We start from the raw sequence: 23323 nt of genomic DNA on the forward strand, positions 1-23323 counted from the left end.
ATCATGGAGCCTATGAGGGCAATAAAGGCAAACAGGGAGCTGAGAAAATAATGGTGCGCCACCAGGTAATAGCAGATGCCCAGGAACAGCACCAGCTCGCTGTAGCGGTCCAGCACCGAGTCGTACAGGGCGCCGAACCTGGAGCTCATTTTACCCAGGCGGGCCACCTGCCCGTCCAGCATATCAAACAGGCCTGCAAACAGGATGAGCGCGCCGGCCCAACCCACGTAGGAAAGATCGCCGCGGTTTGTTTTTTCTGCCCCTACTATAAATATGATGGCTACGCCAATATTTAATATTAAACCAATAGTGGTAACCGCATTGGGCGTAAGGCCGATTTTTATTAAACCCTTTACCACGGGATTAATGACCACATAAATGCCCTGCTGCAGCTTATCTCTGAATGTGCTCTTTTTCATCCGTTAACTTTTTAAAAATTTACAGGCCGGATGGTTTTTTATTTTAATTCGCATATTGTTAAACCTTACCTGTTATTATGCAAATGTCAGTCTAAAAATCCAATCTTACCCTTGTTCTTATACCCCAGGTAGAAATATACGGGTGGTCAAGATAAGTGAACCGCTTCACCAGGTCTACCCGCACCAGCCTGAAAATGTTGGCTATGCCCACGCTTCCTTCTATATAAGGCCGCTCTCCCAGGGTGTAGGTAGAAAGTATGCCGTCCTTGTCCACCGGAAATTTAAACAGCGTGGGATCGTTCTCCGGCCGGTTCTCGGGGCGCACGCCGCCCCACAGTATTTTACCGGCTGCCACCTCACGCAGCTTCAATCTTTTCAGCAAAGGTATTTTATTGAAGAAAAACCCGTTGAAATGGTGATCAATATTTACACTTACATAGTGATCGCTCACAAACTCCAAAAAGTTCATTAAGTTATATGATTCCAGCTGGTATGCATAAGTTTGGTTGGCGCGGTGGATGGTCAGCAGCGGAAAAGGCACCTTGCCGAAAGTATAGCCGCCCTCCAGCACTACCTCACTATACCCGATGGGCGACAGGTAGAACATTTTATAAATGTTCAGGTTTATGCTCTGGTAGTTATACTGGCTGCCAAATATCCCTTTTACACCGGCAATACCGCGCAGGGTAAAAATGGGGTATTTGTTGGGAATAGGCACACGGAACTGCTTACCCTGGTAAAACTGCTCATGTGGCGCCCAGCGCAGCTCCAGCGAAAGCTCGGTGGTGGTTACCTTGTGCACGCTATCCAGCCCGCTGCCGGGTTTAATATAAGCCAGGCTGCCCGCGGGCTGCTGCGCCCAGTTTTTGAAACCTACCTTAAAGGAGCTATGGTTCAGGAACTCGTGCAGGTAGGTAACATTGTAAATATCGTTATACAGCCATTTATCGTTGTTACCGCGTTTGAACGACAGTAAGAAGTTATCCTCCTGGATAAACTGCAGCTCCTGGCCGGGTATTTTCATATCCCGCTGGTAGTTTGCAGAAAGCGAGCGCACCGGGAACTCCCAGATAGAGCGGTGTGTAAACGAATAGGTGCCGCCAAAATAATACTTCCACTTTTCATCTTTAAAGCCATAGGCGCCGTATGACTCCAGGTAAATGCTTTTGTTGAACTTGGGAGTGGTGCGGCCGCCCAGGCGCAGGCGAAAACCTTCTACCGGGTTAAAGCTGTAAAATGTATTCACCGGGCCTACCTCAATAGGGCCAAAACCTTTATAGCCGGCCAGCAGCAGGGTAAGTATGTCCATGGTGCGGCGGAAAGATTTCATGTGCTGCAGGCTGTCTATATTCGCATACACCTTGGATTCGGCGGCGGTAAGCGTATCATGCCGGTGCTCTACCCAAAAATTTTCTTTCCTGCTTTCCGCGCTATCCAGCTTTACTACCGGGTTGCCCTTATAAAAATCATCCGGCTTGGGATTATTGGGCACAAAATCTTTTATAGATACTGTTCTTTCTCCAAAAATGCCGCCTTTGCCGTTGGCAAACATGCCCATATCGGCCATCAGGGTGCTTTTGCTGGGATAGTACCGCCCATCGGGCGCTTTGTTAAACTCCTGCAGCACCCTGAAGCTGCGCACCCAGTTCAGGTTCGTGCGCTTGTTACCGGTCATATCGGCCTGCTGCACTGCATAATGCCCGTCCAGCGTAATGTACAGCTTACCCTGCAGCAGCAGGTCGGTTTGGTTACGGGGCACAAACTCAAGCTGCACCAGCCTTGACCCGTCTTCTGCTGTAATGGTATCTGTAATAAAGTATTTATAAAAGGTGGGGCCTGCATTGGCTATAGGGCTCAGGAACTGGTTGGTGAACAACATCAGGTTATTGTCGTACACGTTAAAGTCCTGGTAAATATGGTTCAGGTACTGGCTCATACCCTGGTTGTCGATGTACGTTTCGTCGAAGCTTACCTTCTTATCGCCCCGTATAAATGTTTTCTTTCTCTCCGGATCGCGCCGGTAGTAAACATCGGCAATACTTTCTTCCAGGTATATAGGCAGCAGGGCTTTACCTTCTATTTTTGTTGTGTCCCGGTTGTCCAGTATAAACTTGTATTTACGCAGCAGGCGGTTAGGTTTATCCTTTTCCAAAGAATTGCTGAGCGCAAACTGCAGCTTCTCATACTGGTTGTACTGGGTATAGTCATAATGCTCTATGCGGTTACTGTCGCGGTGCGCAACTACCAGGCGTATCAGCTCCACTGCAGGGTTATCCTTATTGCGGTAGCGTTCTCTTTTACCGCTTTTTACCACTACTTCTCCCAGCACGCGCGCAGCGGTTTCCAGCCGTACATGCAGGACTTGCGTTGTACCTGTATTGATTTTTGCCCTGTAGGTTCGGTACCCCAGGCTGGCTACGCTGATACTATCGTGCCGGCCGGTGAACTGTAAGGAAAACTTACCGTTAATATCTGTTGAGGTGCCAATGGAGGTGCCGGGTATAAATACATTTACAAAAGGCATGGGCTCCTTTTGTTTTGCATCTGTGACGGTTCCTGTGATGGTGGTGGTTTGCGCGGACAAGCGTCCCGAGCAAAGGGTTAACAACAATGCCAGTGCAAGGCCAAACTTTTCCAAGCTATACTTCATAAGCTTATTCATCTGAAAACAAATTTCTTTTGCAAAACATAGTTATATCCTATGCCCACTGCTACAGAGGTAATTATTTTAGAAATTATATAACTAGCTCCTATGTAATGCGTGATCACGAAAACGCCCGCTGCGTTCAGCAGCAGGCTGCCGGCCCATACCAGGGCGTATTTAATGAACTGCCATTCTATTCTCGCATCTGCAGCATTAAACGTCCAAAGCCGGCCAAGCATAAAATTAAGCACACCACCGGCAATAGTGCCTGTAACGCTGCCTGCGAGATACCACCAGCCAAAAACGTTCACCAAAACGATTGTGGTCAAAAAGTCGAAACAGGTGGCTACCAAAGACGATGCCTGTGCTTTTATAAATGTCATTGATTCTTAAAACAGTTTAGTCCTGTACACCAGCTGCAGCAGCAAGTTAGTATAAATACCTGCCAGCACATCGTCGGCCATTACGCCCCAGCCGCCTGGCAAACGCTCTGCCCGCCGGATATACAGTGGTTTGGTAATATCAAAAAAACGGAACAGGATGAGCCCTGCGGCCATATACGGTATACTTAAAGGCAGCAGCAAAAGGCTGATGCACATACCTGCCACCTCATCGATCACTACTTTTTGATTGTCCTTTCCCCAGATCGCCTCTACTTCATTACCGCTCCATACGCCCAATGCTGTAATGAACGCTGTTACCCCCCATTGCATTGTGAAGTCAGGTATCTCCCCAGCCTGGAGCATATACCAGCAAACAACAGCCACCACTGCTGCCAGTGTGCCTGCCCCTTTGCCAACATAGCCTATACCCAGGCTGGTGGAGATTAGCTGATGAAACCTGATCATAAAATAACTATGCCTGGCCTTCTTCGTAATAATCCAGGCCCAGGTGTGTAATCAGGTCCTCGCCCATCATATGACGTAAAGTATTTTCCAGTTTTATAAGCTGTTTGAAAATATCATGCTCCGGCCTCAAACCTGGCGCTGTTTGCGGTGATTTGAAGTAGAAGGATAACCATTCCTGCACGCCCGACATGCCGGCCCTTTTAGCTAGGTCAATGAACAGGGCCAGATCCAGTACAATGGGTGCAGCCAGTATGGAGTCGCGGCACAGGAAATTGATCTTTATCTGCATCGGGTAGCCCAGCCATCCGAAAATGTCAATATTATCCCAGCTTTCCTTGTTATCGCCCCGGGGCGGATAATAGTTAATACGGATTTTATGGTACAGGTCACCGTACAGCTCGGGATTTAAATCAGGACGGAAAATATCTTCCAGCACCCCTAGTTTGGAAACTTCTTTTGTTTTAAAGTTGTCCGGGTCGTCCAGCACCCATCCATCACGGTTGCCCAGGATGTTGGTAGAAAACCAGCCCTGAACGCCCAGCGCCCTTGCGTGCAAACCGGGTGCCAGAATGGTTTTCATGAGTGTTTGTCCGGTTTTGAAGTCTTTACCGCCAATAGGGGTATTGGTGGTTTTTGCCAGCTCTACCAGCGCAGGAATATCGCAGGTAAGGTTAGGCGCGCCGTTACAGAAGGGCACTCCCAGCTTCAGGGCAGCGTAGGCATAGATCATGCTGGGGGCAATACGGCTGTCGTTATCCTTTAAAGCCTGTTCAAATTTTGCCAAACTGTCATGAATATCTGCCGCTTCATGGAAAATTTCAGTGGAGCCGCACCATACCAGCACAATACGGTCGCAGTTGTGTTTTGCCTTAAAGCTGGTAATGTCGTCCATTACCGCCTTTGCCAGGTTGTATTTGGTGTCATATTCCTTAATATGGGTGCCATCCAGGTTCTTTACAAAGCTTTTGTCAAAAGCAGCCTTCATAGGCACCAGGGCTTCCAGTTCGGGCTGAATGGCTTTTAACAGGTGCGGGTCCAGCACGCCTGCCTTACGGGCAGCTTCGTATACATTGTCTTCATACACGTCCCATCCGCCAAAAACAATATCATTCAAATCTGCCAGGGGTACAAAATCCTTGATTTTGGGACTTCTGTTCTCTGTTCGTTTACCCAGGCGTATGCTGCCGGTTTGGGTAAGGGAGCCTGTGGGTTGGGAAAGGCCCTTTTTTACTGCTTCAACACCTGCAATTACAGTGGTAGCTACGGCACCCAGGCCCGGGATAAGAATACCGAGCTTGCCTTTTGCGTCCTGAACTTGTTGTTTTTTCGCCATTTTAAATTTTTTTTAACTGCCAGCCCGCACCGTCCCTGTTGCCAGCAAAAGCTTCAGCAGGGATCATACCGGTGGCGGTTCCATTTTTCAGTTTGTGGTTTATAAAAGTCTTTACCTATAACCAGTTCTCTTCTTTATACCATTGCAGCGTTTCGGCCAGCCCTTTTTCAAGGTCATATGCCGGTGTGTAAGGCAGTTTGTTACGGCCTTTTTCAATGCTGCAGTTCCAGTTAGGCGCGGTTAGCTCATTTAGTTTTTCCTTGTTGAGCGCCGGCGCCTTTCCACCGGAAGGCATTTTCTCAAGTATGCCCGCCAGCACCTTTACTATTCCATACGGAACATGGAATTTCAGGGTGTTTTTGCCCAGCAGCTTTTTTGTAATGTCTGCCAAAGCATAACGGTCATACACATTTCCATCTGACAAGTTGTAGGTACCCAGGCAAGGTGATGTAAGCGCACTGATGGCGGCTTTTGCCAGGTCTTTAGCGTACAGAAAGCTGAAGTGTTGCTGCTTTCTGCCTATGTAAGGCTCCCATCCGCGGGCAATCATCTTGAACATAATGAATATGTCCTTATCGCGGGGGCCGTATACAGCGGTGGGACGCAAGGTGATTAAGGGAAGTCCCGGTATTTGCTGTAGATATTGTTCTGCTAACAGTTTACTTCTTCCGTATGCAGTTACCGGCTGCGGCGTACTCTCTTCCAGTAAAGGGGCGGTTGCCTCATATGGAATAGGTCCCAGGGCAGCCAGGCTGCTGATGAACACAAAACGCTGCACAGGCGCCTGCGCGTTTTTAATAGCCAGGGCCAGGTTGCGCGTATATTCTGCATTTACCTTGTTGTATTCTGCTTCGGAAAATGCTTTGGTAATGCCTGCCCCGTGTATCACATAATCATACTGCTGTTCTTCCAGCAGCTGCCGGAGGGCAGCCTCACTGCTGAAATCCGGGGAAACATATTGTATTGACAGCCCCTGTAAATGCGTTACCTGGCTGGAGGCCCTCACTGCGGCATGTACTTCCAGCCCGGCTTGCAGCGCAGCTTCTATCACATGAAATCCTACAAATCCACTGGCGCCTGTAATAAGAACTTTTCGTGTCACCTTTAATTATTTGTCTGAGGTTTACTGTTTGAGGTTTGGTGTAAGCGATGCACTTTCAAACTTCAAACCTAAATCTCAAATCGCCTTTTCATATATCCGGTACGTCTTGTATACCTTTCCGTTAATATGTTCTACGGCGCGGTTCATCATTTCGTTGCCTTCCAACACCCAGCTGGCCTCTGCCCACTTCATGCCCTTTTCAAACCCTTTTTCCATAATGGAACCGTAAAAGCAGGCTTCAATACCCAGCTTACGGTACTCTTCCAGCACACCCAGCACCATTACGCGGAGGACATTTATTTTTTTACGGCCGGTCAGCAGCTTGATCAAACCGGTGGGGAATAAACGGCCCCGCTTTATTTTGATCAATACCTGGTTTATATCCGGAATGCAAATAGAAATACCGATCAGCTTACCATTCAGCTCTGCGAGCTGGATGAAATCCGGGTCGGCTATCATTTTCAGGTCTTTGGCCGTATAGTCGAACTCCTCCCGGGTCATGGGCACAAATCCCATATTCTTGTCCCAGGCGGCATTATACACTGCACGGATGCGCTCTGCCTCCTGCTTAAAATCCTTCATGTTGATGTTGCGGATGGTAATACCCCGCTGCGTTAAACGCTGCTTCAGAAGGTTCATCAGCTTCAGCGCCTTGTCATTCACCGCTTCGTCTGTAATCTTATAAGCATACAGGTCTACCTTTTTCTGCAGGCCCTGTTGCGCTATCAGGTCCTCATAGTAAGGCTTGTTATACGGCATCATGGCTACCGGCGGAGTGTCGAAACCATTTACCAGCAAACCGCAGGTTTCGTTGGTGGAAAAGTTCACCGGGCCTATCATGGTTTGGGTGCCTTTTTCCTTTAACCAGCTTTCTGCGGCCTGGAACAGGGCAGCGGCTACACCGGCGTCATTGATACTGTCAAAAAAGCCAAAAAAACCATCGTTGGTTTTATTGAACTCGTTGTGGTTATTATTCAGGATGGCGGCTATGCGGCCTACGATCCTGTTATCCCTCCAGGCCAGGAACAGCTGCAGGGTGGAATGTTTATGAAAAGGATGCTTGCCGGGTGTAAGCAGGTCGCGCTGTGCTATATGAAGCTCCGGCACATAAAGAGGATCATTTTTATAAAGGTCGTGCGGAAAATCAATAAACTGGGCCAGTTGTTTGCCTGTTTGCACGGGCTGTATGGTTACTCCCTGTGCTGATGTTAGCGGTTTACGCTGCTGCACCGGCGTTGCCTCCGTCATATTTTTTCTTTTAAGGTGATGATCTCCAGTTTGGCAAATGCTTCCTTCATTTTTTCCACGGCTTCCTCTATCTGGCTGAAGGTATGGGTGGCCATCAGGGAAAAGCGCAGCATAGTAGCATCTGCGGGTACTGCCGGCGGCACTACGGGGTTTACGAACAGCCCGTTGTCCTGCAGCGTTTTGGCAATGATAAAGGTTTTTTCATGATCCCTTACATATACAGGGATAATGGGAGAAGCGGTGGGTCCCAGCTCAAAACCTTCTTCCTGCAGCAGATCCTTGGCATAGTTGGTGTTTGCCCATAGCCTTTCTATATGCTCAGGCTCTGTTTCAATAATATCCAGGGCGGCCATTACGCTGGCTACAGCGGCCGGCGTCATGCTGGCGCTGAAGATCAGGGAACGGGCGCTGTGTTTAAGGTACTCAATAGTGTCTGCATCACTGGCCAGGAAACCACCCAGGGAAGCAAAAGATTTGCTGAAGGTGCCCATAATCACATCTACCTTGTCGGTTAACCCGAAGTGAGATGCGGTGCCCGCGCCTTTTTCACCTACCACACCCAGGCCATGGGCGTCATCTACCATAATGCCGGTGTTATATTTATCCGCCAGGGCTACGATCTCAGGCAGGCGGGCCAGGTCGCCTTCCATGCTGAACACGCCATCCACCACAATCAGCTTGTTTACTTCCGGGGGCAGGCCTTTCAGCTTGGATTCCAGGTCCTCCATATTGTTATGGCGGTACTTGATCACTTTTGAGTATGACAGGCGGCTGCCGTCAATGATGGAGGCATGGTCATACTCGTCCAGGATAATGTAGTCGTTACGGCCGGTTAAGCTGGACAATGCGCCCAGGTTAGCCTGAAACCCTGTACTGAACAGGATGGCCTTTTCTTTCCCTACAAAACTGGCCAGGCGCTCTTCCAGCTCAATATGCAGATCCAGCGTACCGTTCAGGAACCGGGAACCTGCGCAACCGGTACCATAGGTGTCAATGGCTTTTTTTGATGCTTCCTTGATCTTAGGATGGTTGGTCAACCCCAGATACGAGTTGGAACCGAACATTAGCACCCTCTTCCCATCAATAATCACCTCTGTGTCTTGAGCAGATGATATAGGCCTGAAATATGGATATATACCTTTTTCCTTGGCAATAGTTGCCTCTTTTACAGGTAGCCTCTTGTACATTAATTAATATGCTTGAGCTGTGAAAATCGTACGCGTAATTTGCTTATTGCTTGTATTAAAAGCCTTTAGATCAGTTCGACTAAAAAACCTTTAATGTCCAAAAATACAATTCTTAAACATTTCTTAACAAAAAATTTTGTGGCATGGCAGCTTTTTCAATAGGGATGTTATTCATTTCCAATAGGTTAAATATTTTTTAAATTATTTTGGCTCGGCTTAGATCGGGCATATATATATTAATTTTTCCTGGAATGGAAAAAAGCTTAAAACATAATGTCCAAAATACGTTCAAACCACAAATTAAAAACGAATTACACAAATTGTCATTAACCAATTCGTGTAATTCGTATAGCGTTTACAGGTACTTTTTACAGGCGTAATAATTACCCTTTAACAAATTCCGTGTTAGCGGTAATAGCTACCTCATCACTCAGCATGGCATTCGGGAATTTGGAACCGAAAGAGAAGTCGGAGCGTTTAATGGTGCCGGTTACCTTAAAACCAGCAGTGGCTTTTTTGGTCATCGGGTTTACGGTGGTGCCGCGCAGGGTAGCATCCAGCGTAACAGGCCGGGTAACGCCGTGCAGGGTAAGATCGCCGGTTACTTTATACTTGTTTTCGCCTACTTTCTGGAATGACTTGCTTTTGAACGTAAGGCTGTTGTATTTGGCTACGTCAAAGAAGTCTTCAGATTTCAGGTGGGTGTCGCGTTTCTCATTAGCAGTGTTTACGCTGCCGGCATCGGCAGTCAGCTCTACTACTGCATCGGAAAAATCGTCTTTGGAAGCGGTGATCTTGGCGTTAAAAGAGGTAAAGGAACCTTCCACGTCAGAGATCATCATGTGGGTAACGCTGAAACCCAGCTTGGAGTGCGCGGGGTCCAACGTCCAGGTTTGCGCAAAACCCGTGAGTGATAAAACGGTGCATACAGCAACGATCAGGGCGGTCTTTTTCATTGTTTTTTGTGTTTGTTTTGTTTTGATTTTATGTTGAATAAAGGTTTATGCTTTACACCCTTTAATGAAGCCGGAAATGAGGTCCTGCAATACCAGCCGGTTCAGCTCCTCATTATTGGCCGGGCCAATAATGTTGATAGATACCAGGCCGTGTATCATAGACAGGAAGGCCTGAAACTTTAAAAACGGATCCATGGCTTCGTTGCCATACGCTTTTATAATATGCTCAATAGCGCACCGGATCACATCCATACACTCCCCCACCTCCGGTATTTTCCGCGCGCTTTCACAAGTAGGTATGCCCAGGCTGAACATCAGCTGGTAATACTGCCGGTGCTCAAAGGCAAAGTTCCAGTAAGCGGCCCCAATAGCCTCCAGCTGCGCGGCGGGGCTGGTATGCCGCTGCCGGGCCGCCTGCAGCTGGCTGCCCAGCAGCTGAAAGCCCTTTTTGTTGAATTCAGCAAGAATAGCATCCTTGTTGTCAAAATGGTCGTACACCACGGGGGCGCTGTACTCTATAGCCTCTGCAATTTTGCGGATCGACAGCGCAGCCCAGCCTTCATCATGCACCAGGTGCCAGGCGGCGTCCAGTATGCCAGCCCTGATCTCTTCCCGCTGCCGTTGTTTTCGTTCTGCTATGCCCATTTGTGCTGTTTATGGTAGTTTGCCCGCATCACAGCAGGCGTACAACAGGGCCTGATAATAGTAGTAAAACAGGTTCCTGCGCGCTCATTGCTAAGCAGTATGCCGGTTCTGTTACCCAACCACCCTTTAGAATTTCTAACACCGTTAGCAAAAGTAGAAGAAAATATTTGTTCCAACAAATATTATTTTTATACTATTTTTCGGATTTTCGACTATTAAATCTTTTCAGTCCGAAAGTCAGTCAAAAATTGGTTCTTATCGTTTTTTCTAGCTAGTTTTGAAGCAGAACGACTTTAAACCTACAATGACAACACTGGCCAAAGACGAAGTGATCAAATCCGATATTCTGGATGAAGCGGCGAAGCTTTTCCGCCACTATGGCTTGCAGAAAACCACTATGGAAGATATTGCCAAGGCCGTAGGTAAAGGAAAAAGCACGTTGTATTACTACTATAAGAATAAAGAGGAGATATTTGACGCGGTGATCCGTAAGGAAAAGAACATGATGTTCCGCAACATACAGGATGCCGTTAGCAGGGAAGAAAGTGCGGTTAAAAAGTTAGAAGCCTTTACCCGCAGCAAAATGCGGGAAATAAGGCGAATGACTACCCTGTACCAGGTAGTGGCCAGTGAAATAAAAGCCTGTAATGAGCTGGAAGTAAGCATCCGCCGCAATTACGACTGTACAGAAACAGAGATCCTTAAGAGCATATTGCACTATGGCGTAATTACCGGGGAGTTCCCGAATTACGACCAGCAGGAGCTGGAAACGCTGGCGTTCCTGCTGGCCAACGCGCAGCGGGGGGTGGAAACAGCCCTGATCATGGACCAGAAGCTGGAAGAAATAGGGGAAATGATGGATGTTTTGGTTACTGTACTGATGAACGGGATAAAAAAGTCTTAGCTTTTTTTATCCATTCCATCGACCGGAAAACGATTATATTCTGTTTTTTCATTGTACATAATTGCTGTTACAACAGTGTAACAGTTGTAGGTTTAGGCAATAAGCCGGAATAATCCTGTTCCGGCTTTTTTTATACTGTCCGTTTATTTACAATAACAACGCCAGAACGTTTGAACACCGTATAATTACATGGCATATTTTAATACCGGCCATTGAGGCAGGCTGCAGCTGTTTTTTTTCCGCTTTGCGTAAATCATTTTCCCGATTGGAGTTGCAACAACTACTTATCCGGCGTTCCTTTGCGGCGAAAAAAGTATATACTTTCCATGCCAAGCTTTACCAACCGGCAGTTACTCACTGCAGTATTCACTTTCCTATCCATTAACGCTTTTGCGCAAACCGCCATAAAGGGAACCGTAAGGGACATTAACAACATCCCTGTTCAGAAAGTAAGTGTTACACTACTCAATAAACAGCATAGCACCGTTACCGATACTGCCGGCGCCTTTTCTTTTATCGGCCTGCCTGCCGGCAAATACACCATCCGCTTTAGCCATACCGGCCTTACCCCCGACCAGAAGAGCATTTCCCTTGGCAATGGTGAAACCCGGGTAGTGGATATGGTGCTGGTGCCCTCCACCGAACAGCTGCAAACCGTAGAGATCACGGGGCGTAAAGAGTCGGGCTACAAAAACACCAACTCCTTTATAGGCAGTAAAACAGCTACTCCCCTGCGGGAAGTACCGCAGTCTATTTCATATGTTACCAAAGAGTTGATGCAGGACCAGTCTGCCGTTCGGGTGGGCGATGTAGTGAAGAACTTCAGCGGCGTAAACCAGTTCACCTTTTACGACGACCTTACCATCCGCGGGTTCCGCATTAACGGCGGCAGCACCACGCAGCTGCTGAACGGTATGCGCACCTTTACCGGTTTCTGGAAACAGCCCATGGTCAATTACCTGGAGCGGGTTGAGGTGATCAAAGGCCCGGCCTCTGCCCTGTTCGGCAACGCCTCACCCGGCGGTACCGTAAACCGTGTTACCAAAAAACCGCTGGAAGAAGCCCGTAAATCCCTGAGCTTCACTACCGGCAGCTTTAATACCACCCGCGCCCTGGCCGATTTTACCGGCCCCCTCAACGATGAAAAAACCATCCTGTACCGCCTGAACCTGGGGTATGAAAATGCCCAGTCGTTCCGCGACCTGCAGTTTGATAAAAATATTGTTATAGCGCCTTCCATCTCTTTCCTGCCTACGCCTAAAACAAGGCTGAACTTTGATGCGGTGTACAACAAATCCAACAGCCGGCTGGACCGCGGGCAGTCGGTGTTCAACGGCACCGACCAGCAGGCGCTGTACACCACCCCTATTTCCCTGTCGCTAGCCGCGGTAAATGACCACCTGGATGAGGAAACCTTTACGGTAATGACCTCACTGACCCACCAGTTCAGCAGCCGGCTGGCCTTTAACCTTTCGTACTTACGTACCGGTTATATACAGGACCTGGTAGAGAACAGGAGCGCCAATGCCTATGCCGTAGACTCTTCCGGGGCGCCCATCAGCAACCTGGTAGCCCGGCAGGCATTCATCAGGCAGTCCAAACAGTTCAGCGACAACATATCGGCTTACCTTACCTACGACGCCAATACCGGCAAGCTCGCGCACAAGCTGCTGCTGGGGTACGATTATGCGCAAAATACCCTGCCGCCCGGCTCCTCCCAGCAAACAGCCTCCGGTTACCTGAAAAAGGATGGTACAGCCGGTGCATACAACCCCAGGAAAAAAGACGACTATGTATTTTATAACTATAAAGTAACAGACACGCACGGCCGCCCTATCCGTAACAGCGCCGGTACAGGCGATTCCGTTATGTATATTCCCAGGCCCAATACCCCTTCTTACGACCTTATACGGCGTAACAACCAGCTGGAAGATATGACCAAGTATGTGTTCAGCACTGCCTCCAACAGCGCCACCATACCGGTATTTGGCAGTTTAAGCGGCATTTATGCGCAGGACCAGGTAAAGCTGGGCCCTGTGCAGGTGCTGGTAGGCGTGCGGTATGAGCAGTATACCGATAAAGCCAACTATAAAACCGATAGTGTGAAAAATGTGCGCCAGCACGCCTTTTTACCGCGTATAGGCGCTGTGTATACCCTTAACCATAACATTAATATTTATGGTATTTACACAAAAGGGTATAACCCGCAGGACCCCGCTGTACAGGCTAACCGGTTAACCGGCGGGCCTTTTGACCCTATTGAAAGCAACCTGGTGGAAGGCGGCCTGAAAACAGAATGGCTGGGCGGCCGCTTAACCGCTAACCTGGCCGTGTACCGCATTCGCCAGAAAGGCACGTTATACAATGCATCTGATCCAAATAATCCCGACCTGATGGTACAGATCGGAGAAGAAGAAGCCAAAGGCGTGGAACTGGATGTAGCCGGCAAGCTGGCCCCCAACTGGGATATAGTGGCTTCCTACGCTTATAATAACGCTGAAATCACTGCTTCCGGCAAGTCCGATGCTGACCTGGTAGGCGTGCAAAAACCCAATGCACCCCGGCAGCAGGGCAACCTATGGACCAAATACACTATTTCCGCCGGCCCCATAAAAGGGTTTGGCATAGGCGCCGGCGCCAACTTTGTAACAGAACGCAACCTTAGCCTGAACAAGGTGCAGAACATTCCGGGCTTTGCCCTGCTGAATGCAGCCCTGTACTATAAGGTGAACAAGGTACAGGTGCAGTTTAACCTGAACAATATTACCAATAAAGTGTACTGGGTGGGCGGCTATGACTATCTTCGCCTGTTCCCGGGCACACCCCGTAACTGGCAGGCTACGGTATCTTATACGTTTTAACACAGAACGCCGGAAAACGCCTGTTTAACGCAAAATACAGGCTGTGTTGAAAATTACGCTTCCGGCATCTGTGCATCTTAAAATTATTGTACGTGAAAAAAGTAATAGGCTGGCTGCATTTATGGTTAGGCATTTCCTCCGGGCTGGTGGTGCTGATTGTGGCGCTCACGGGCAGCCTGCTGGTGTTTGAAGATGAGCTGGACCCGCTTTTTCACCCTGCTTTTTTTTACGTGGAAGTACCTGCCGGCGCCCGCCACGTATCTATGGATGCCATGGCCCAAACGGTACAGCAGCAATACCCCGGCTATAAGCTGTATGATATTGACATAGCACAGGAAACTAACCGCAGCGTGCAGTTTGACATCCGTAAAAGCAAAACCGATGTGCTGAATGTAGCGGTAAACCCTTACACCGGCAACATCATACAAACTGTAAACGGGCAGCGCCGCTTTTTCTATGTAGTACTACAGCTGCACCGTTACCTGTGCATGGGTGCAACCGGTAAGGTTATTACCAGCATATCGTGCTCGGTGTTCCTGGTGCTGGTATTAACGGGCCTGGTGTTATGGTGGCCCAAACGCAATGCCCGCAGGCAACGCCTGCAGGTAAAATGGAAGGCCTCCCGGAAAAGGCTTAACTGGGACCTGCATGCAGTGCTGGGCTTTTATGTGCACATTATTATTTTCATTATTGCCCTTATGGGCCTTACCTGGAGCTATGAGTGGGTGAACAACCTTATTTTTTATACGCTGGATGGCAAGCCCTATAAAAAAATGATGGCCCCCAAAGTAGCGCCGGCGCCGGCAAAGCCAATCGCCTGCCTTGACCGGGTGCTGGCTGCCACCGATAGTTTGTTTGCCTATCATGGCCCTGTCAAGATCCGTTTTTCTGAAAAGAAAGATGAAGCCATTACCGTAAGCCGCCAGAATAAAGATGCAGCCATCAGCAACATTGCCAGCTTTGCCTATTTTGAGAATGGCACCGGCAGGCTGGTAAAAGTACGCCCATACGAAAAAGAAAGCCGTGGCATGAAAGCCCGGCGCCTGGTATACCCCATTCATACCGGCAGGCTGTTGGGCTGGCCCACCAAAATAATTGCCCTTATTGCCGCACTGGTAGCGGCTTCCCTGCCCATAACCGGCCTGTTTATATGGCTGAACCGTAAAAAGAAAAAGCAACCCCGCAGCACTGCCAAAAACAAGGCAGGTGATATGCCGCTGCACCGGAAAGATTCCGTATCTTCCCCGGCAGGGATATCATGAACACAACCTTTAGCATAACTCCACTGGGTGATAGCGCATTGATTATTGAATGGGAGCAGGAAATTTCATTACCGGTACATACCCTGGTAATGCAGGTTTTCCATTACCTCCAATCCCTGGACCTGCCTTATATTACCGACCTGGTGCCCGCTTATGCCTCCCTGACGGTATTGTATAGCGCAGCAATGATACGGCAGCAGGCGCCGCCGCCTGCCTTTCAGTGGCTAACGGAACAGCTTTACAGCATGCTGCAGCAGGCAGCTGCCGTTGTGCCGCCTGTTCGCCGCCTGCAGGTACCCGTATGCTACCACTCCTCCCTGGGACCGGACATTACGGATATGGCGCACCGGAAAAATATAAGCGTAGCCGATATTGTGAACCGGCACACCGCCCGCACCTATACCGTGTATATGCTGGGCTTTTTACCCGGCTTTCCCTACATGGGAAAAGTAGATGATGTACTGGCCACCCCGCGCCTTAAACAACCCCGCCTGCAGGTAGCAGCCGGCAGTGTAGGCATTGCAGGGGAGCAAACCGGCATTTACCCGCTGGCTTCTCCCGGAGGCTGGAACATTATTGGCCGCACACCATTACGCCTGTTTAACGCTGCGTTGGATGAGTCCTGCTATTTCAGGCCCGGTGACCAGGTACAATTTATGCCTGTTTCTTTACAAGAGTTTAACCAGATAAACGGGACAGAGGCCCGATAAACATCATGAGCATACGTGTACTACAACCCGGGCTGCTGGACACGATACAGGATGCCGGCAGAACCGGTTACCAGCACCTTGGCATTAACCCTGCCGGGGCAATGGACCGTATAGCCATGTACGTAGCCAACAGCCTGGTAGGCAACGCTCCAACGGAAGCTGTAATAGAAATGCACTTCCCGGCTGCTGCATTGCTGTTTGAAGATTTTGCCATGATAGCCCTTTCCGGCGCAGACCTGGGCGCCATGGTAAACGATCAGCCGGTGCCTGTTAATAAGCCCGTGCTGATGACACGGCAGGCTGTTTTACGTTTTACCCGGCCTGTCAGCGGCGCTATTTGTTACCTGGCAGTACGCCACGGGCTGGATGTTGCCGCCTGGCTAGGCAGCTACAGCACCCACTTAAAAGCAGGCGCCGGCGGTTTTGAAGGCCGGGCGCTGCAAAGGAACGATGTGCTGCCCATGCGGCAGGTTACTCCCTACAATAAATTTTTACAGCAGCACCTGGCAAGGGAGCTGCCCTGGAGCATAGGCGTACGCGACCTGTACACTACCGGCAACCCTATACGTATTACTACCGGCAGCAGCTTTGCCCTGCTGAATGAGCATGCCCGGCAACAGCTTACAGATGCCGCCTTTACCATTACACAGCAAAGTGACCGCATGGGCTTTCGCCTGCAGGGCCCTGCCCTGAAGCTGGCGGAAAAAACCGAAATGTTGTCTGCCGGGGTTACCAGGGGCACCATACAGCTGCTGCCCAACGGGCAGCTGATTATTTTAATGGCCGACCAGCAAACCACCGGCGGCTATCCCCGCCTGGCGCATGTGATAACTGCCGACCAGCCTACCCTGGCACAGCTGCAAACCAGGCAGCAGCTGCATTTCAACCTCATAACAACTACCGAAGCAGAAGACCTGCTATGGCACCAGGAGCAGCGTTTGCAATTGCTGCAAAATGCCTGTAAATTACGGCTGGAAGAATGGCTTTCTCAATATGGCTTACATTGACCTGAACTGTGATATGGGTGAAGGGCTTGATACTGATGGCGCTATTATGCCTTACATCAGCAGCGCCAATATTGCCTGCGGCTATCATGCCGGCAACCGCGATACCATGCAGCATACCGCCACCCTGGCGCTGCAGCACAAGGTAGCCATTGGCGCGCATCCCGGTTTTGCCGACAGGGAAAACTTCGGCAGAACGGCGCAGCACCTTTCAGATAATGCCCTGTACGACCTGGTAACCACCCAGGTATATGCGCTGCAGGTAATATGCCGCTCCCTGCACACGCAGCTGGCGCATGTTAAACCGCATGGCGCATTGTATAATATGGCTGCCGGTAACGCCGGCATGGCGCATATTATAGCGAAGGCCGTATATGATGTAGATAAAAACCTTTGCCTGTTCGGGTTAAGCAACAGCAAGCTGATAACCGCTGCCCGGGCAGCAGGACTTAAAACAGCCAGTGAAGTATTTGCAGACCGTACTTACCAGGACAACGGCTCCCTGACGCCCCGCAGCCAGGCCAACGCGCTTATTAACAGTGAGGAGCAGGCCATACAGCAGGTGCTGCAAATGGTAACCCTGCAAAAGGTAACTACCGTTAACGGACATACGGTACCGCTAACTGCAGATACCATCTGCATTCATGGCGACGGCCCTCATGCAGTGGCATTTGCCAGGGCCGTGCATACAGCCTTACATGATCATCACCTAACCATCCGCCATCCTTGAGCAAACAACGATCCCCCGCCCTGTTAGGCGCTGCCTTTCTGATGGCCACCTCGGCCATTGGCCCTGGTTTTTTAACGCAAACCACTGTATTTACGCAGCAGTTGGCGGCTGCCTTTGGCTTTGTGATACTGGTGTCGATACTGCTGGATGTTGGCGCGCAGCTGAATATATGGCGCATACTTACGGTAACGGACAAACGTGCCCAGGACCTGGCCAATGCATTATTTCCCGGCCTGGGCTACCTGCTGGCGGCGCTGATTGTGCTGGGCGGCCTGGCCTTTAACATTGGCAACATTGGCGGCTGCAGCCTTGGCCTGCAGGCACTAAGCGGTATGAACCCCATTTATGGCGCCCTGCTGAGCTGTGGTATTGCCCTTTTCATTTTCTGGCTAAAGGAAGCCGGCAGGGCCCTGGACTATTTTACCAGGTGGTTAGGCATTTTAATGGTGCTGCTAACCCTGTATGTAGTGGTAAGCTCCCATCCGCCAATGGGCGCGGCGTTACGGCAATCGGTATGGCCATCTGTTATTGATACCAATACCATTGTAACCCTGGTAGGCGGCACCGTGGGCGGCTACATTAGCTTTGCAGGCGCGCACCGCCTGCTGGATGCAGGCATTAGCGGGCCTGCGCAGGTAAGGTATGTAAATAAAAGCGCCGTAAGCGGCATACTAATAACCGGCATTATGCGCACGCTGCTGTTCCTGGCGGCACTGGGCGTAGTTATGCAGGGCGCAGCGCTGGACAGCAGCAACCCGCCGGCTGCTGTATTCCGCTTTGCTGCCGGTGAAACCGGCTACCGCTTTTTCGGGGTGGTAATGTGGTGCGCGGCCATTACCTCTGTAGTAGGTGCGGCGTACACCTCTGTTTCTTTTCTAAAAACCTTCCATCCCTTTATTGCCTTATACGAACGCTGGTTCATATCTTTCTTCATAATATCATCTACCGGTATTTTTGTATTTATTGGTCAACCGGTAAAGCTGCTCATCATGGCCGGCGCGCTTAACGGCCTTATATTGCCGGTGGCCCTGGCCGTAATACTGCTGGCAGTCCCACGCAAGCAGTTCACAGGCGGCTACCGCCATCCGCTGTGGTTGCAGGTTGCAGGCTGGCTGGTAGTAGCTGTTATGGGCTGGCTGGGTGTGCGCACTATAGCGCAATGGCTCAGTAATTAATTACAAATTGTTCAATTACGAATTACGAATTGAATTCGTAATTTTCCCCATTTTTTATGCGTCAACTTTTTGCCGGGTTTCTTTTTGCCATGCTATGGGCATCTGCCGCAGTGGCCACCAAATATGGTATTCGCGATGCAGACCCGTTAATACTGGCTAACGTACGCTTTTTGCTGGCCGGCACTTTCATGTTGGTTTACGTATACATGATACGCAGAAGTAAAAAGTATTCGCTGCCAAAAGGAGCCGAATGGAGGCACCTGCTAATATTTGCGCTGCTGAACACTACTATTTATCTCAGCTGCTTTGTGCTGTCCATGAGGGAGGTATCGGCCGGTATCGGCAGCCTTTCTACGGCCACCAGCCCGCTGTTCATCATGCTTATTTCCGCCATGTGGCTGAAACGGAAACTACGCTGGTACGAGGTTGTGGGAGTTATACTGGGGCTTACGGGTGTTGCGCTGGCCACCTATCCTTTATTGTATAACAGCCACGCCACCCTTGGCGGGTTAGCCATATTGCTGTTCGGAATGTTATCTGTTTCCATCGCAACGGTATACTACAGCCGGGTGCAATGGCGGCTGCCCAACATTGTAATTAACGGGTGGCAGGTGTTTTTAGGCGGCTTTCTGCTGCTGCCGTTTACCGGGTTAGCGGCACACTTTAACACTTCGCGGCTTACGCCCACTTTCTGGGCAGCAGTTTTCTGGCTGATCATACCGGTGTCTATTGCGGCGCTGCTGCTATGGTTTTACCTGGTAAGGCAGGACCCGGTAAAGGCTTCTTTCTGGTTATTCCTTTGCCCTATATTCGGCTTCATATATTCTTACCTGTTACTGGATGAGCCTATTACAGCCTACACTTATGCCGGCACTGCGCTGGTAATAGGCGGCCTTTACCTGGCGCAAAGGGAAAAGTTTATGCGCAAAACCTAGTAAGCCAATAGTTCATGAATGGAGGCCTGCACCTTTTCGGGTGTTGGCAGCATGGCGCTCTCCAGCGCTATGTTAATAGGAACAGCGGGCAGGTTAAGCGCCCCCATGGCGAGCACCGGCGCGTCGAGGCTGCGGAAACAGCGCTGTTGTATGCGGGCGGCCAGGGCCTGCGCAAAGGAATTGTTCAGCTGCTCTTCTGTAAGCACCAGGCATTTGCCGTGTTTGTTCACTGTCTTAAATACCAGCTCTTCATCCAGCGGGTATAAGGTGCGCAGGTCAATGATCTCTATATTGCCCGGAAATGCCCTGGCTGCAGCCATTGCCCAGTAAACACCCATGCCGTAGGTAATAATGCAAATACTATTGCCATGCTGCACATCTTTAGGATGGGCAGGCTGTACTACCCTGCCTTTGCCCAGTGGTATCATGTAGTCACGGTCCGGCTCAATGGTCATGGCATCCTGTGTACCGGGCACCTTGCTCCAGTACAGCCCTTTATGCTCCAGCATTACCACGGGGTTGGGATCCAGGAATGCAGCTTTCATGAGGCCTTTCATATCGGCGCCGTTGGAGGGGTACACCACTTTAATGCCTTTAATGCTCAACAAAGTGGTTTCTATGCTGCCGGAGTGATAGGGGCCGCCGCCGCCGTAAGCCCCAATGGGCACACGAATGAGCGTTTGCACGGGAAACTTGCCCGCGCTTAAATAGCAGGACTTGGATATTTCTGTAACCAGCTGGTTAAGGCCGGTATATATGTAATCTGCAAACTGTACCTCTACAATAGGTTTAACCCCTACTGCAGAAAGGCCCACGGTGGAACCGATAATATAGGCTTCCTGTATGGCGGTGTTGTACACGCGGTGATCGCCAAACTTTTCGGCCAGGGTGGCTGCTTCCCTGAAAACGCCGCCCAGCCGGCGACCAACATCCTGGCCAAAAAAAACAGCTTCGGGGTATTGCTGTAATATTTCTTCCACCGCATGCAGGGCCGCATCTACCATCACCACCTTATTACCTCCCTGCGGTGTGCGTGTGCCGGTTTCCGTTACCACGGCGGCAGGCGCAAATACATGATCCTGCACGGTTTGCGGATCCGGCTCCGCGGCTTCTGCTGCCGCTTCAAAAGCAGCAGCAACGGTATGTGCCGTTTCATCATCAATGGCTGCCAGCGTAGTTTCCTTAATACCTTTTCCGAGCAGCAGCTGCCGCAGCTGCGGCAGGGGATCGCGGCGGGTATGGGCAGCCAGGTCTTCGGCTGGCCTGTACCACTCTTTACGCACACCGGATGTATGGTGCGCCAGCAACGGCACACAGGCCTGCACCAGCATGGGCTTTCTTTCGATACGCACATATTGAATGGCCGCCTGCATGGCCTGGTAGCTTTTTTCAAAATCGCTGCCATCTACCTGCATACGCTCCAGCCCTTTAAAACCGGCGGCATATTCATATGCGTTCATTACCCGCGTTTCCGCGGCGGCGGCAGAAATGCCCCATTCATTATCCTGCACCAGGTAAATAACCGGCAGCTGCCATAATACCGCACATTGCCAGGCTTCGCTTACCTCCCCTTCCGTAACGCTGCCATCGCCCAGTGAGCACAGCACCACGGGCAGCTCTCCACCGGAACCTTTGCGCAACAACCCTGAGCCTGTTTTTTCAAGGTAGCGAACGCCCTGCGCCATACCAGTGGCGGGTATTACCTGCATACCGGTGGCGCTGCTCTGGTGTGGAATAACGGGCTTATCCTCCTGCCGGCTGCTGGGGTGGCAGTAATAGGAGCGGCCCGCGGAAAAGGGGTCACCGGCCTTTGCCAGCAGCTGCAGCATCAGCTCTTCAGGAGTAAAGCCCATGGCCAGCAGCAGGCTGTCATCCCGGTAATAGGGGCTTACATAGTCGCAGGGCTGCAATTGCAGGCCGGCAGCTATTTGTATGGCCTCATGACCACTGGAGGCGGAATGTACATATTTGCAGGTAGCGCGGTTGGCCTCATAGGTGGCGGCCATATGGCGGGCCAGGCACATGAGCCGGTAGGCTTTCAATAATAAGGTTTCGTTACTGGCAGGGCGCTCCTGCCCGGCAGGCGGGGCTTTTAAAGTTGGAACGCTTGTATTATCTTTAAACATGTAAAATTGTTTTGGTGTAAGCTATTCCGTGAAAATAATAGTTGCTATAACAACTATTGCTACTGCAAATTACAAAATATGCCTGATACTTATGTCAGCAATCCATCTTTTTTTAAGCTGGATGCTACCTTAAAAAAAATCCGCAACTACTGGCAAAAGAATTTTGATGCCCAGCAAAAGGATCTCACCGTAGACCAGTGGTTATTGCTGGAAAACCTGTATAAGCATAAGAAGATCACGCATAATGAGCTGGCCCGCTTAACCTCAAAAGATATTACAACGGTATCGCGCATTATTGAGCTGATGGTGAAAAAAGACCTGGTGCAGCGGGAAAGCGCTACCAGCGACCGGCGCAAGGTGTTTTTACAGCTTACCCCTGCCGGTATTGAAAAGTATAAGGATGTGAGGCCCCTGGTGCTGGAGATGCGTAAAACCGGGTGGAAGGACCTGACGGAGAAAGATTATATAGAGCTAACCCGTATACTGGATGTTATTTACAGTAATATACCTTAGTGGATGTGCGGATATGCAGACGTGCAGATGAGGGATGTTTTGCTGCATTCCATTTGCACATCTGCATATCCGCACATTTACATATTATTTTACCATAAACTCCAGCAGGCTGTCGTTCTCGATAAATGCTTCCAGGCTGTCCCCAATTTCTACCGGCCCTACTCCCACAGGTGTGCCTGTGAAAATAAGATCCCCGATATTGAGGGTAAAGAATTTTGAAATATAGGCTAACAAAAAGTCGAAGGAAAAAATCAGGTGGCTGGTATTGCCCTGCTGCACCAGCTCTTTATTCTTGTACAGGCAAAAGTTAATATCTTTTTTATCTGTTTCAGGGGTAATGGATATGAATTTGCCTACTACGGCGGAGTTATCGAATGATTTGGCTATTTCCCATGGCAGGCCCTTGCTCTTTTGCTTATCCTGCAGGTCGCGGGCGGTAAAGTCGATACCCACGGATATTTCATTGTAATATTTATCTGCAAATTTTTCCTGTATGTGCTTACCGTTCTTGCATACACGCAGCACCAGCTCACACTCATAATGAAGGTTATCCGTAAAGTCGGGATAGTAGAAGGGGTGATTATTCTGCAATAATGCGTTTTTGGGTTTCATAAATAATACCGGCTCTGTTGGCACGTCGTTATTCAGCTCCTTTGCGTGTTCAGCATAATTTCTTCCAACGCAAATAATCTTCATAATGCGTATTTTTAAAGGTTAAATA

General features: G+C 49.8%; 21 protein-coding genes. 9 read left to right on the top strand and 12 right to left on the bottom strand.

Features of this window, described 5'->3' with window-relative positions; translation table 11 throughout:
- The 10 genes from VFS25_RS07500 to VFS25_RS07545 form a co-directional block, all read right to left on the bottom strand.
- The coding region (locus VFS25_RS07500; protein ID WP_326461507.1) for a CDP-alcohol phosphatidyltransferase family protein at positions 1-419 on the bottom strand (419 nt) is incomplete at its 3' end.
- A 91-nt stretch (positions 420-510) separates the two neighbouring features.
- Positions 511-3069, bottom strand: coding sequence for a DUF5686 and carboxypeptidase-like regulatory domain-containing protein (locus tag VFS25_RS07505; protein WP_326461508.1), 2559 nt, complete (start codon positions 3067-3069; stop codon positions 511-513).
- Between the two features lie 8 nt (positions 3070-3077).
- Positions 3078-3446: a GtrA family protein gene (locus tag VFS25_RS07510; protein ID WP_326461509.1), complete on the bottom strand. Its 369-nt coding sequence runs from the start codon at positions 3444-3446 to the stop codon at positions 3078-3080.
- Between the two features lie 6 nt (positions 3447-3452).
- Positions 3453-3911: a phosphatidylglycerophosphatase A gene (locus VFS25_RS07515; protein WP_326461510.1), complete on the bottom strand. Its 459-nt coding sequence runs from the start codon at positions 3909-3911 to the stop codon at positions 3453-3455.
- Positions 3912-3918: 7 nt separating this feature from the next.
- A complete protein-coding gene (locus tag VFS25_RS07520) occupies positions 3919-5244 on the bottom strand; it encodes an inositol-3-phosphate synthase (RefSeq protein ID WP_326461511.1) in 1326 nt (441 codons plus the stop codon).
- Between the two features lie 115 nt (positions 5245-5359).
- Complete coding sequence (locus tag VFS25_RS07525; protein WP_326461512.1) at positions 5360-6346, bottom strand: NAD(P)-dependent oxidoreductase; 987 nt, start codon at positions 6344-6346, stop codon at positions 5360-5362.
- Between the two features lie 75 nt (positions 6347-6421).
- Positions 6422-7594: a hypothetical protein gene (locus VFS25_RS07530; RefSeq protein ID WP_326461513.1), complete on the bottom strand. Its 1173-nt coding sequence runs from the start codon at positions 7592-7594 to the stop codon at positions 6422-6424.
- On the bottom strand, positions 7591-8781 hold the full coding sequence (gene spt, locus VFS25_RS07535) for a serine palmitoyltransferase (RefSeq protein ID WP_326461514.1): 1191 nt from the start codon (positions 8779-8781) through the stop codon (positions 7591-7593). Before spt ends, VFS25_RS07530 begins: the two co-directional genes overlap by 4 nt.
- A gap of 383 nt (positions 8782-9164) precedes the next feature.
- On the bottom strand, positions 9165-9737 hold the full coding sequence (locus tag VFS25_RS07540; protein ID WP_326461515.1) for a YceI family protein: 573 nt from the start codon (positions 9735-9737) through the stop codon (positions 9165-9167).
- 45 nt (positions 9738-9782) lie between these two features.
- Positions 9783-10382, bottom strand: coding sequence for a TetR/AcrR family transcriptional regulator (locus VFS25_RS07545; RefSeq protein WP_326461516.1), 600 nt, complete (start codon positions 10380-10382; stop codon positions 9783-9785).
- A 304-nt stretch (positions 10383-10686) separates the two neighbouring features.
- Here VFS25_RS07545 and VFS25_RS07550 point away from each other — a divergent pair, with 304 nt between their 5' ends.
- From VFS25_RS07550 to VFS25_RS07585, 8 genes are all read left to right on the top strand, one after another.
- Positions 10687-11286: a helix-turn-helix domain-containing protein gene (locus VFS25_RS07550; RefSeq protein ID WP_326461517.1), complete on the top strand. Its 600-nt coding sequence runs from the start codon at positions 10687-10689 to the stop codon at positions 11284-11286.
- A 326-nt stretch (positions 11287-11612) separates the two neighbouring features.
- A complete protein-coding gene (locus VFS25_RS07555; protein WP_326461518.1) occupies positions 11613-14147 on the top strand; it encodes a TonB-dependent receptor in 2535 nt (844 codons plus the stop codon).
- Between the two features lie 92 nt (positions 14148-14239).
- Positions 14240-15409 carry a PepSY-associated TM helix domain-containing protein gene (locus VFS25_RS07560; RefSeq protein ID WP_326461519.1) on the top strand — a complete coding sequence of 390 codons (1170 nt, stop codon included), beginning with the start codon at positions 14240-14242 and terminating at the stop codon, positions 15407-15409.
- Positions 15406-16119: a 5-oxoprolinase subunit PxpB gene (gene pxpB, locus VFS25_RS07565; protein ID WP_326461520.1), complete on the top strand. Its 714-nt coding sequence runs from the start codon at positions 15406-15408 to the stop codon at positions 16117-16119. The genes VFS25_RS07560 and pxpB overlap by 4 nt, the downstream gene beginning before the upstream one ends.
- Before the next feature lie 5 nt (positions 16120-16124).
- A complete protein-coding gene (locus VFS25_RS07570; protein ID WP_326461521.1) occupies positions 16125-17126 on the top strand; it encodes a biotin-dependent carboxyltransferase family protein in 1002 nt (333 codons plus the stop codon).
- Positions 17074-17853, top strand: coding sequence for a 5-oxoprolinase subunit PxpA (locus VFS25_RS07575; RefSeq protein WP_326461522.1), 780 nt, complete (start codon positions 17074-17076; stop codon positions 17851-17853). The genes VFS25_RS07570 and VFS25_RS07575 overlap by 53 nt, the downstream gene beginning before the upstream one ends.
- Positions 17850-19028 carry an NRAMP family divalent metal transporter gene (locus VFS25_RS07580; RefSeq protein ID WP_326461523.1) on the top strand — a complete coding sequence of 393 codons (1179 nt, stop codon included), beginning with the start codon at positions 17850-17852 and terminating at the stop codon, positions 19026-19028. Before VFS25_RS07575 ends, VFS25_RS07580 begins: the two co-directional genes overlap by 4 nt.
- 56 nt (positions 19029-19084) lie before the next feature.
- On the top strand, positions 19085-19963 hold the full coding sequence (locus tag VFS25_RS07585; protein WP_326461524.1) for a DMT family transporter: 879 nt from the start codon (positions 19085-19087) through the stop codon (positions 19961-19963).
- Here VFS25_RS07585 and VFS25_RS07590 read toward each other — a convergent pair.
- Positions 19960-22089, bottom strand: coding sequence for an alpha-ketoacid dehydrogenase subunit alpha/beta (locus tag VFS25_RS07590; RefSeq protein WP_326461525.1), 2130 nt, complete (start codon positions 22087-22089; stop codon positions 19960-19962). The genes VFS25_RS07585 and VFS25_RS07590 overlap by 4 nt on opposite strands.
- Before the next feature lie 78 nt (positions 22090-22167).
- Between VFS25_RS07590 and VFS25_RS07595 the strand changes: the two genes are divergently transcribed.
- Entirely contained in the window at positions 22168-22602 is a 435-nt protein-coding gene (locus tag VFS25_RS07595; protein ID WP_326461526.1) for a MarR family winged helix-turn-helix transcriptional regulator, read from the top strand.
- 84 nt (positions 22603-22686) lie between these two features.
- Here VFS25_RS07595 and VFS25_RS07600 read toward each other — a convergent pair whose 3' ends face one another.
- On the bottom strand, positions 22687-23298 hold the full coding sequence (locus tag VFS25_RS07600) for a fumarylacetoacetate hydrolase family protein (protein ID WP_326461527.1): 612 nt from the start codon (positions 23296-23298) through the stop codon (positions 22687-22689).
- Positions 23299-23323: the final 25 nt, after the last annotated feature.

It is taken from the genome of Chitinophaga sp. (genome assembly GCF_035761305.1).
Classification (GTDB): Bacteria; Bacteroidota; Bacteroidia; order Chitinophagales; family Chitinophagaceae; genus Chitinophaga.

Excerpts from the sequence above, each read along its gene's own strand:
- VFS25_RS07505 (WP_326461508.1), bottom strand. The coding sequence starts at position 3,069 with ATGAAGTATAGCTTGGAAAAGTTTGGCCTTGCACTGGCATTGTTGTTA.
- VFS25_RS07510 (WP_326461509.1), bottom strand. The coding sequence starts at position 3,446 with ATGACATTTATAAAAGCACAGGCATCGTCTTTGGTAGCCACCTGTTTC.
- VFS25_RS07515 (WP_326461510.1), bottom strand. The coding sequence starts at position 3,911 with ATGATCAGGTTTCATCAGCTAATCTCCACCAGCCTGGGTATAGGCTAT.
- VFS25_RS07520 (WP_326461511.1), bottom strand. The coding sequence starts at position 5,244 with ATGGCGAAAAAACAACAAGTTCAGGACGCAAAAGGCAAGCTCGGTATT.
- VFS25_RS07530 (WP_326461513.1), bottom strand. The coding sequence starts at position 7,594 with ATGACGGAGGCAACGCCGGTGCAGCAGCGTAAACCGCTAACATCAGCA.
- spt (WP_326461514.1), bottom strand. The coding sequence starts at position 8,781 with ATGTACAAGAGGCTACCTGTAAAAGAGGCAACTATTGCCAAGGAAAAA.
- VFS25_RS07540 (WP_326461515.1), bottom strand. The coding sequence starts at position 9,737 with ATGAAAAAGACCGCCCTGATCGTTGCTGTATGCACCGTTTTATCACTC.
- VFS25_RS07545 (WP_326461516.1), bottom strand. The coding sequence starts at position 10,382 with ATGGGCATAGCAGAACGAAAACAACGGCAGCGGGAAGAGATCAGGGCT.
- VFS25_RS07550 (WP_326461517.1), top strand. The coding sequence starts at position 10,687 with ATGACAACACTGGCCAAAGACGAAGTGATCAAATCCGATATTCTGGAT.
- VFS25_RS07555 (WP_326461518.1), top strand. The coding sequence starts at position 11,613 with ATGCCAAGCTTTACCAACCGGCAGTTACTCACTGCAGTATTCACTTTC.
- pxpB (WP_326461520.1), top strand. The coding sequence starts at position 15,406 with ATGAACACAACCTTTAGCATAACTCCACTGGGTGATAGCGCATTGATT.
- VFS25_RS07570 (WP_326461521.1), top strand. The coding sequence starts at position 16,125 with ATGAGCATACGTGTACTACAACCCGGGCTGCTGGACACGATACAGGAT.
- VFS25_RS07575 (WP_326461522.1), top strand. The coding sequence starts at position 17,074 with ATGCCTGTAAATTACGGCTGGAAGAATGGCTTTCTCAATATGGCTTAC.
- VFS25_RS07585 (WP_326461524.1), top strand. The coding sequence starts at position 19,085 with ATGCGTCAACTTTTTGCCGGGTTTCTTTTTGCCATGCTATGGGCATCT.
- VFS25_RS07590 (WP_326461525.1), bottom strand. The coding sequence starts at position 22,089 with ATGTTTAAAGATAATACAAGCGTTCCAACTTTAAAAGCCCCGCCTGCC.
- VFS25_RS07595 (WP_326461526.1), top strand. The coding sequence starts at position 22,168 with ATGCCTGATACTTATGTCAGCAATCCATCTTTTTTTAAGCTGGATGCT.
- VFS25_RS07600 (WP_326461527.1), bottom strand. The coding sequence starts at position 23,298 with ATGAAGATTATTTGCGTTGGAAGAAATTATGCTGAACACGCAAAGGAG.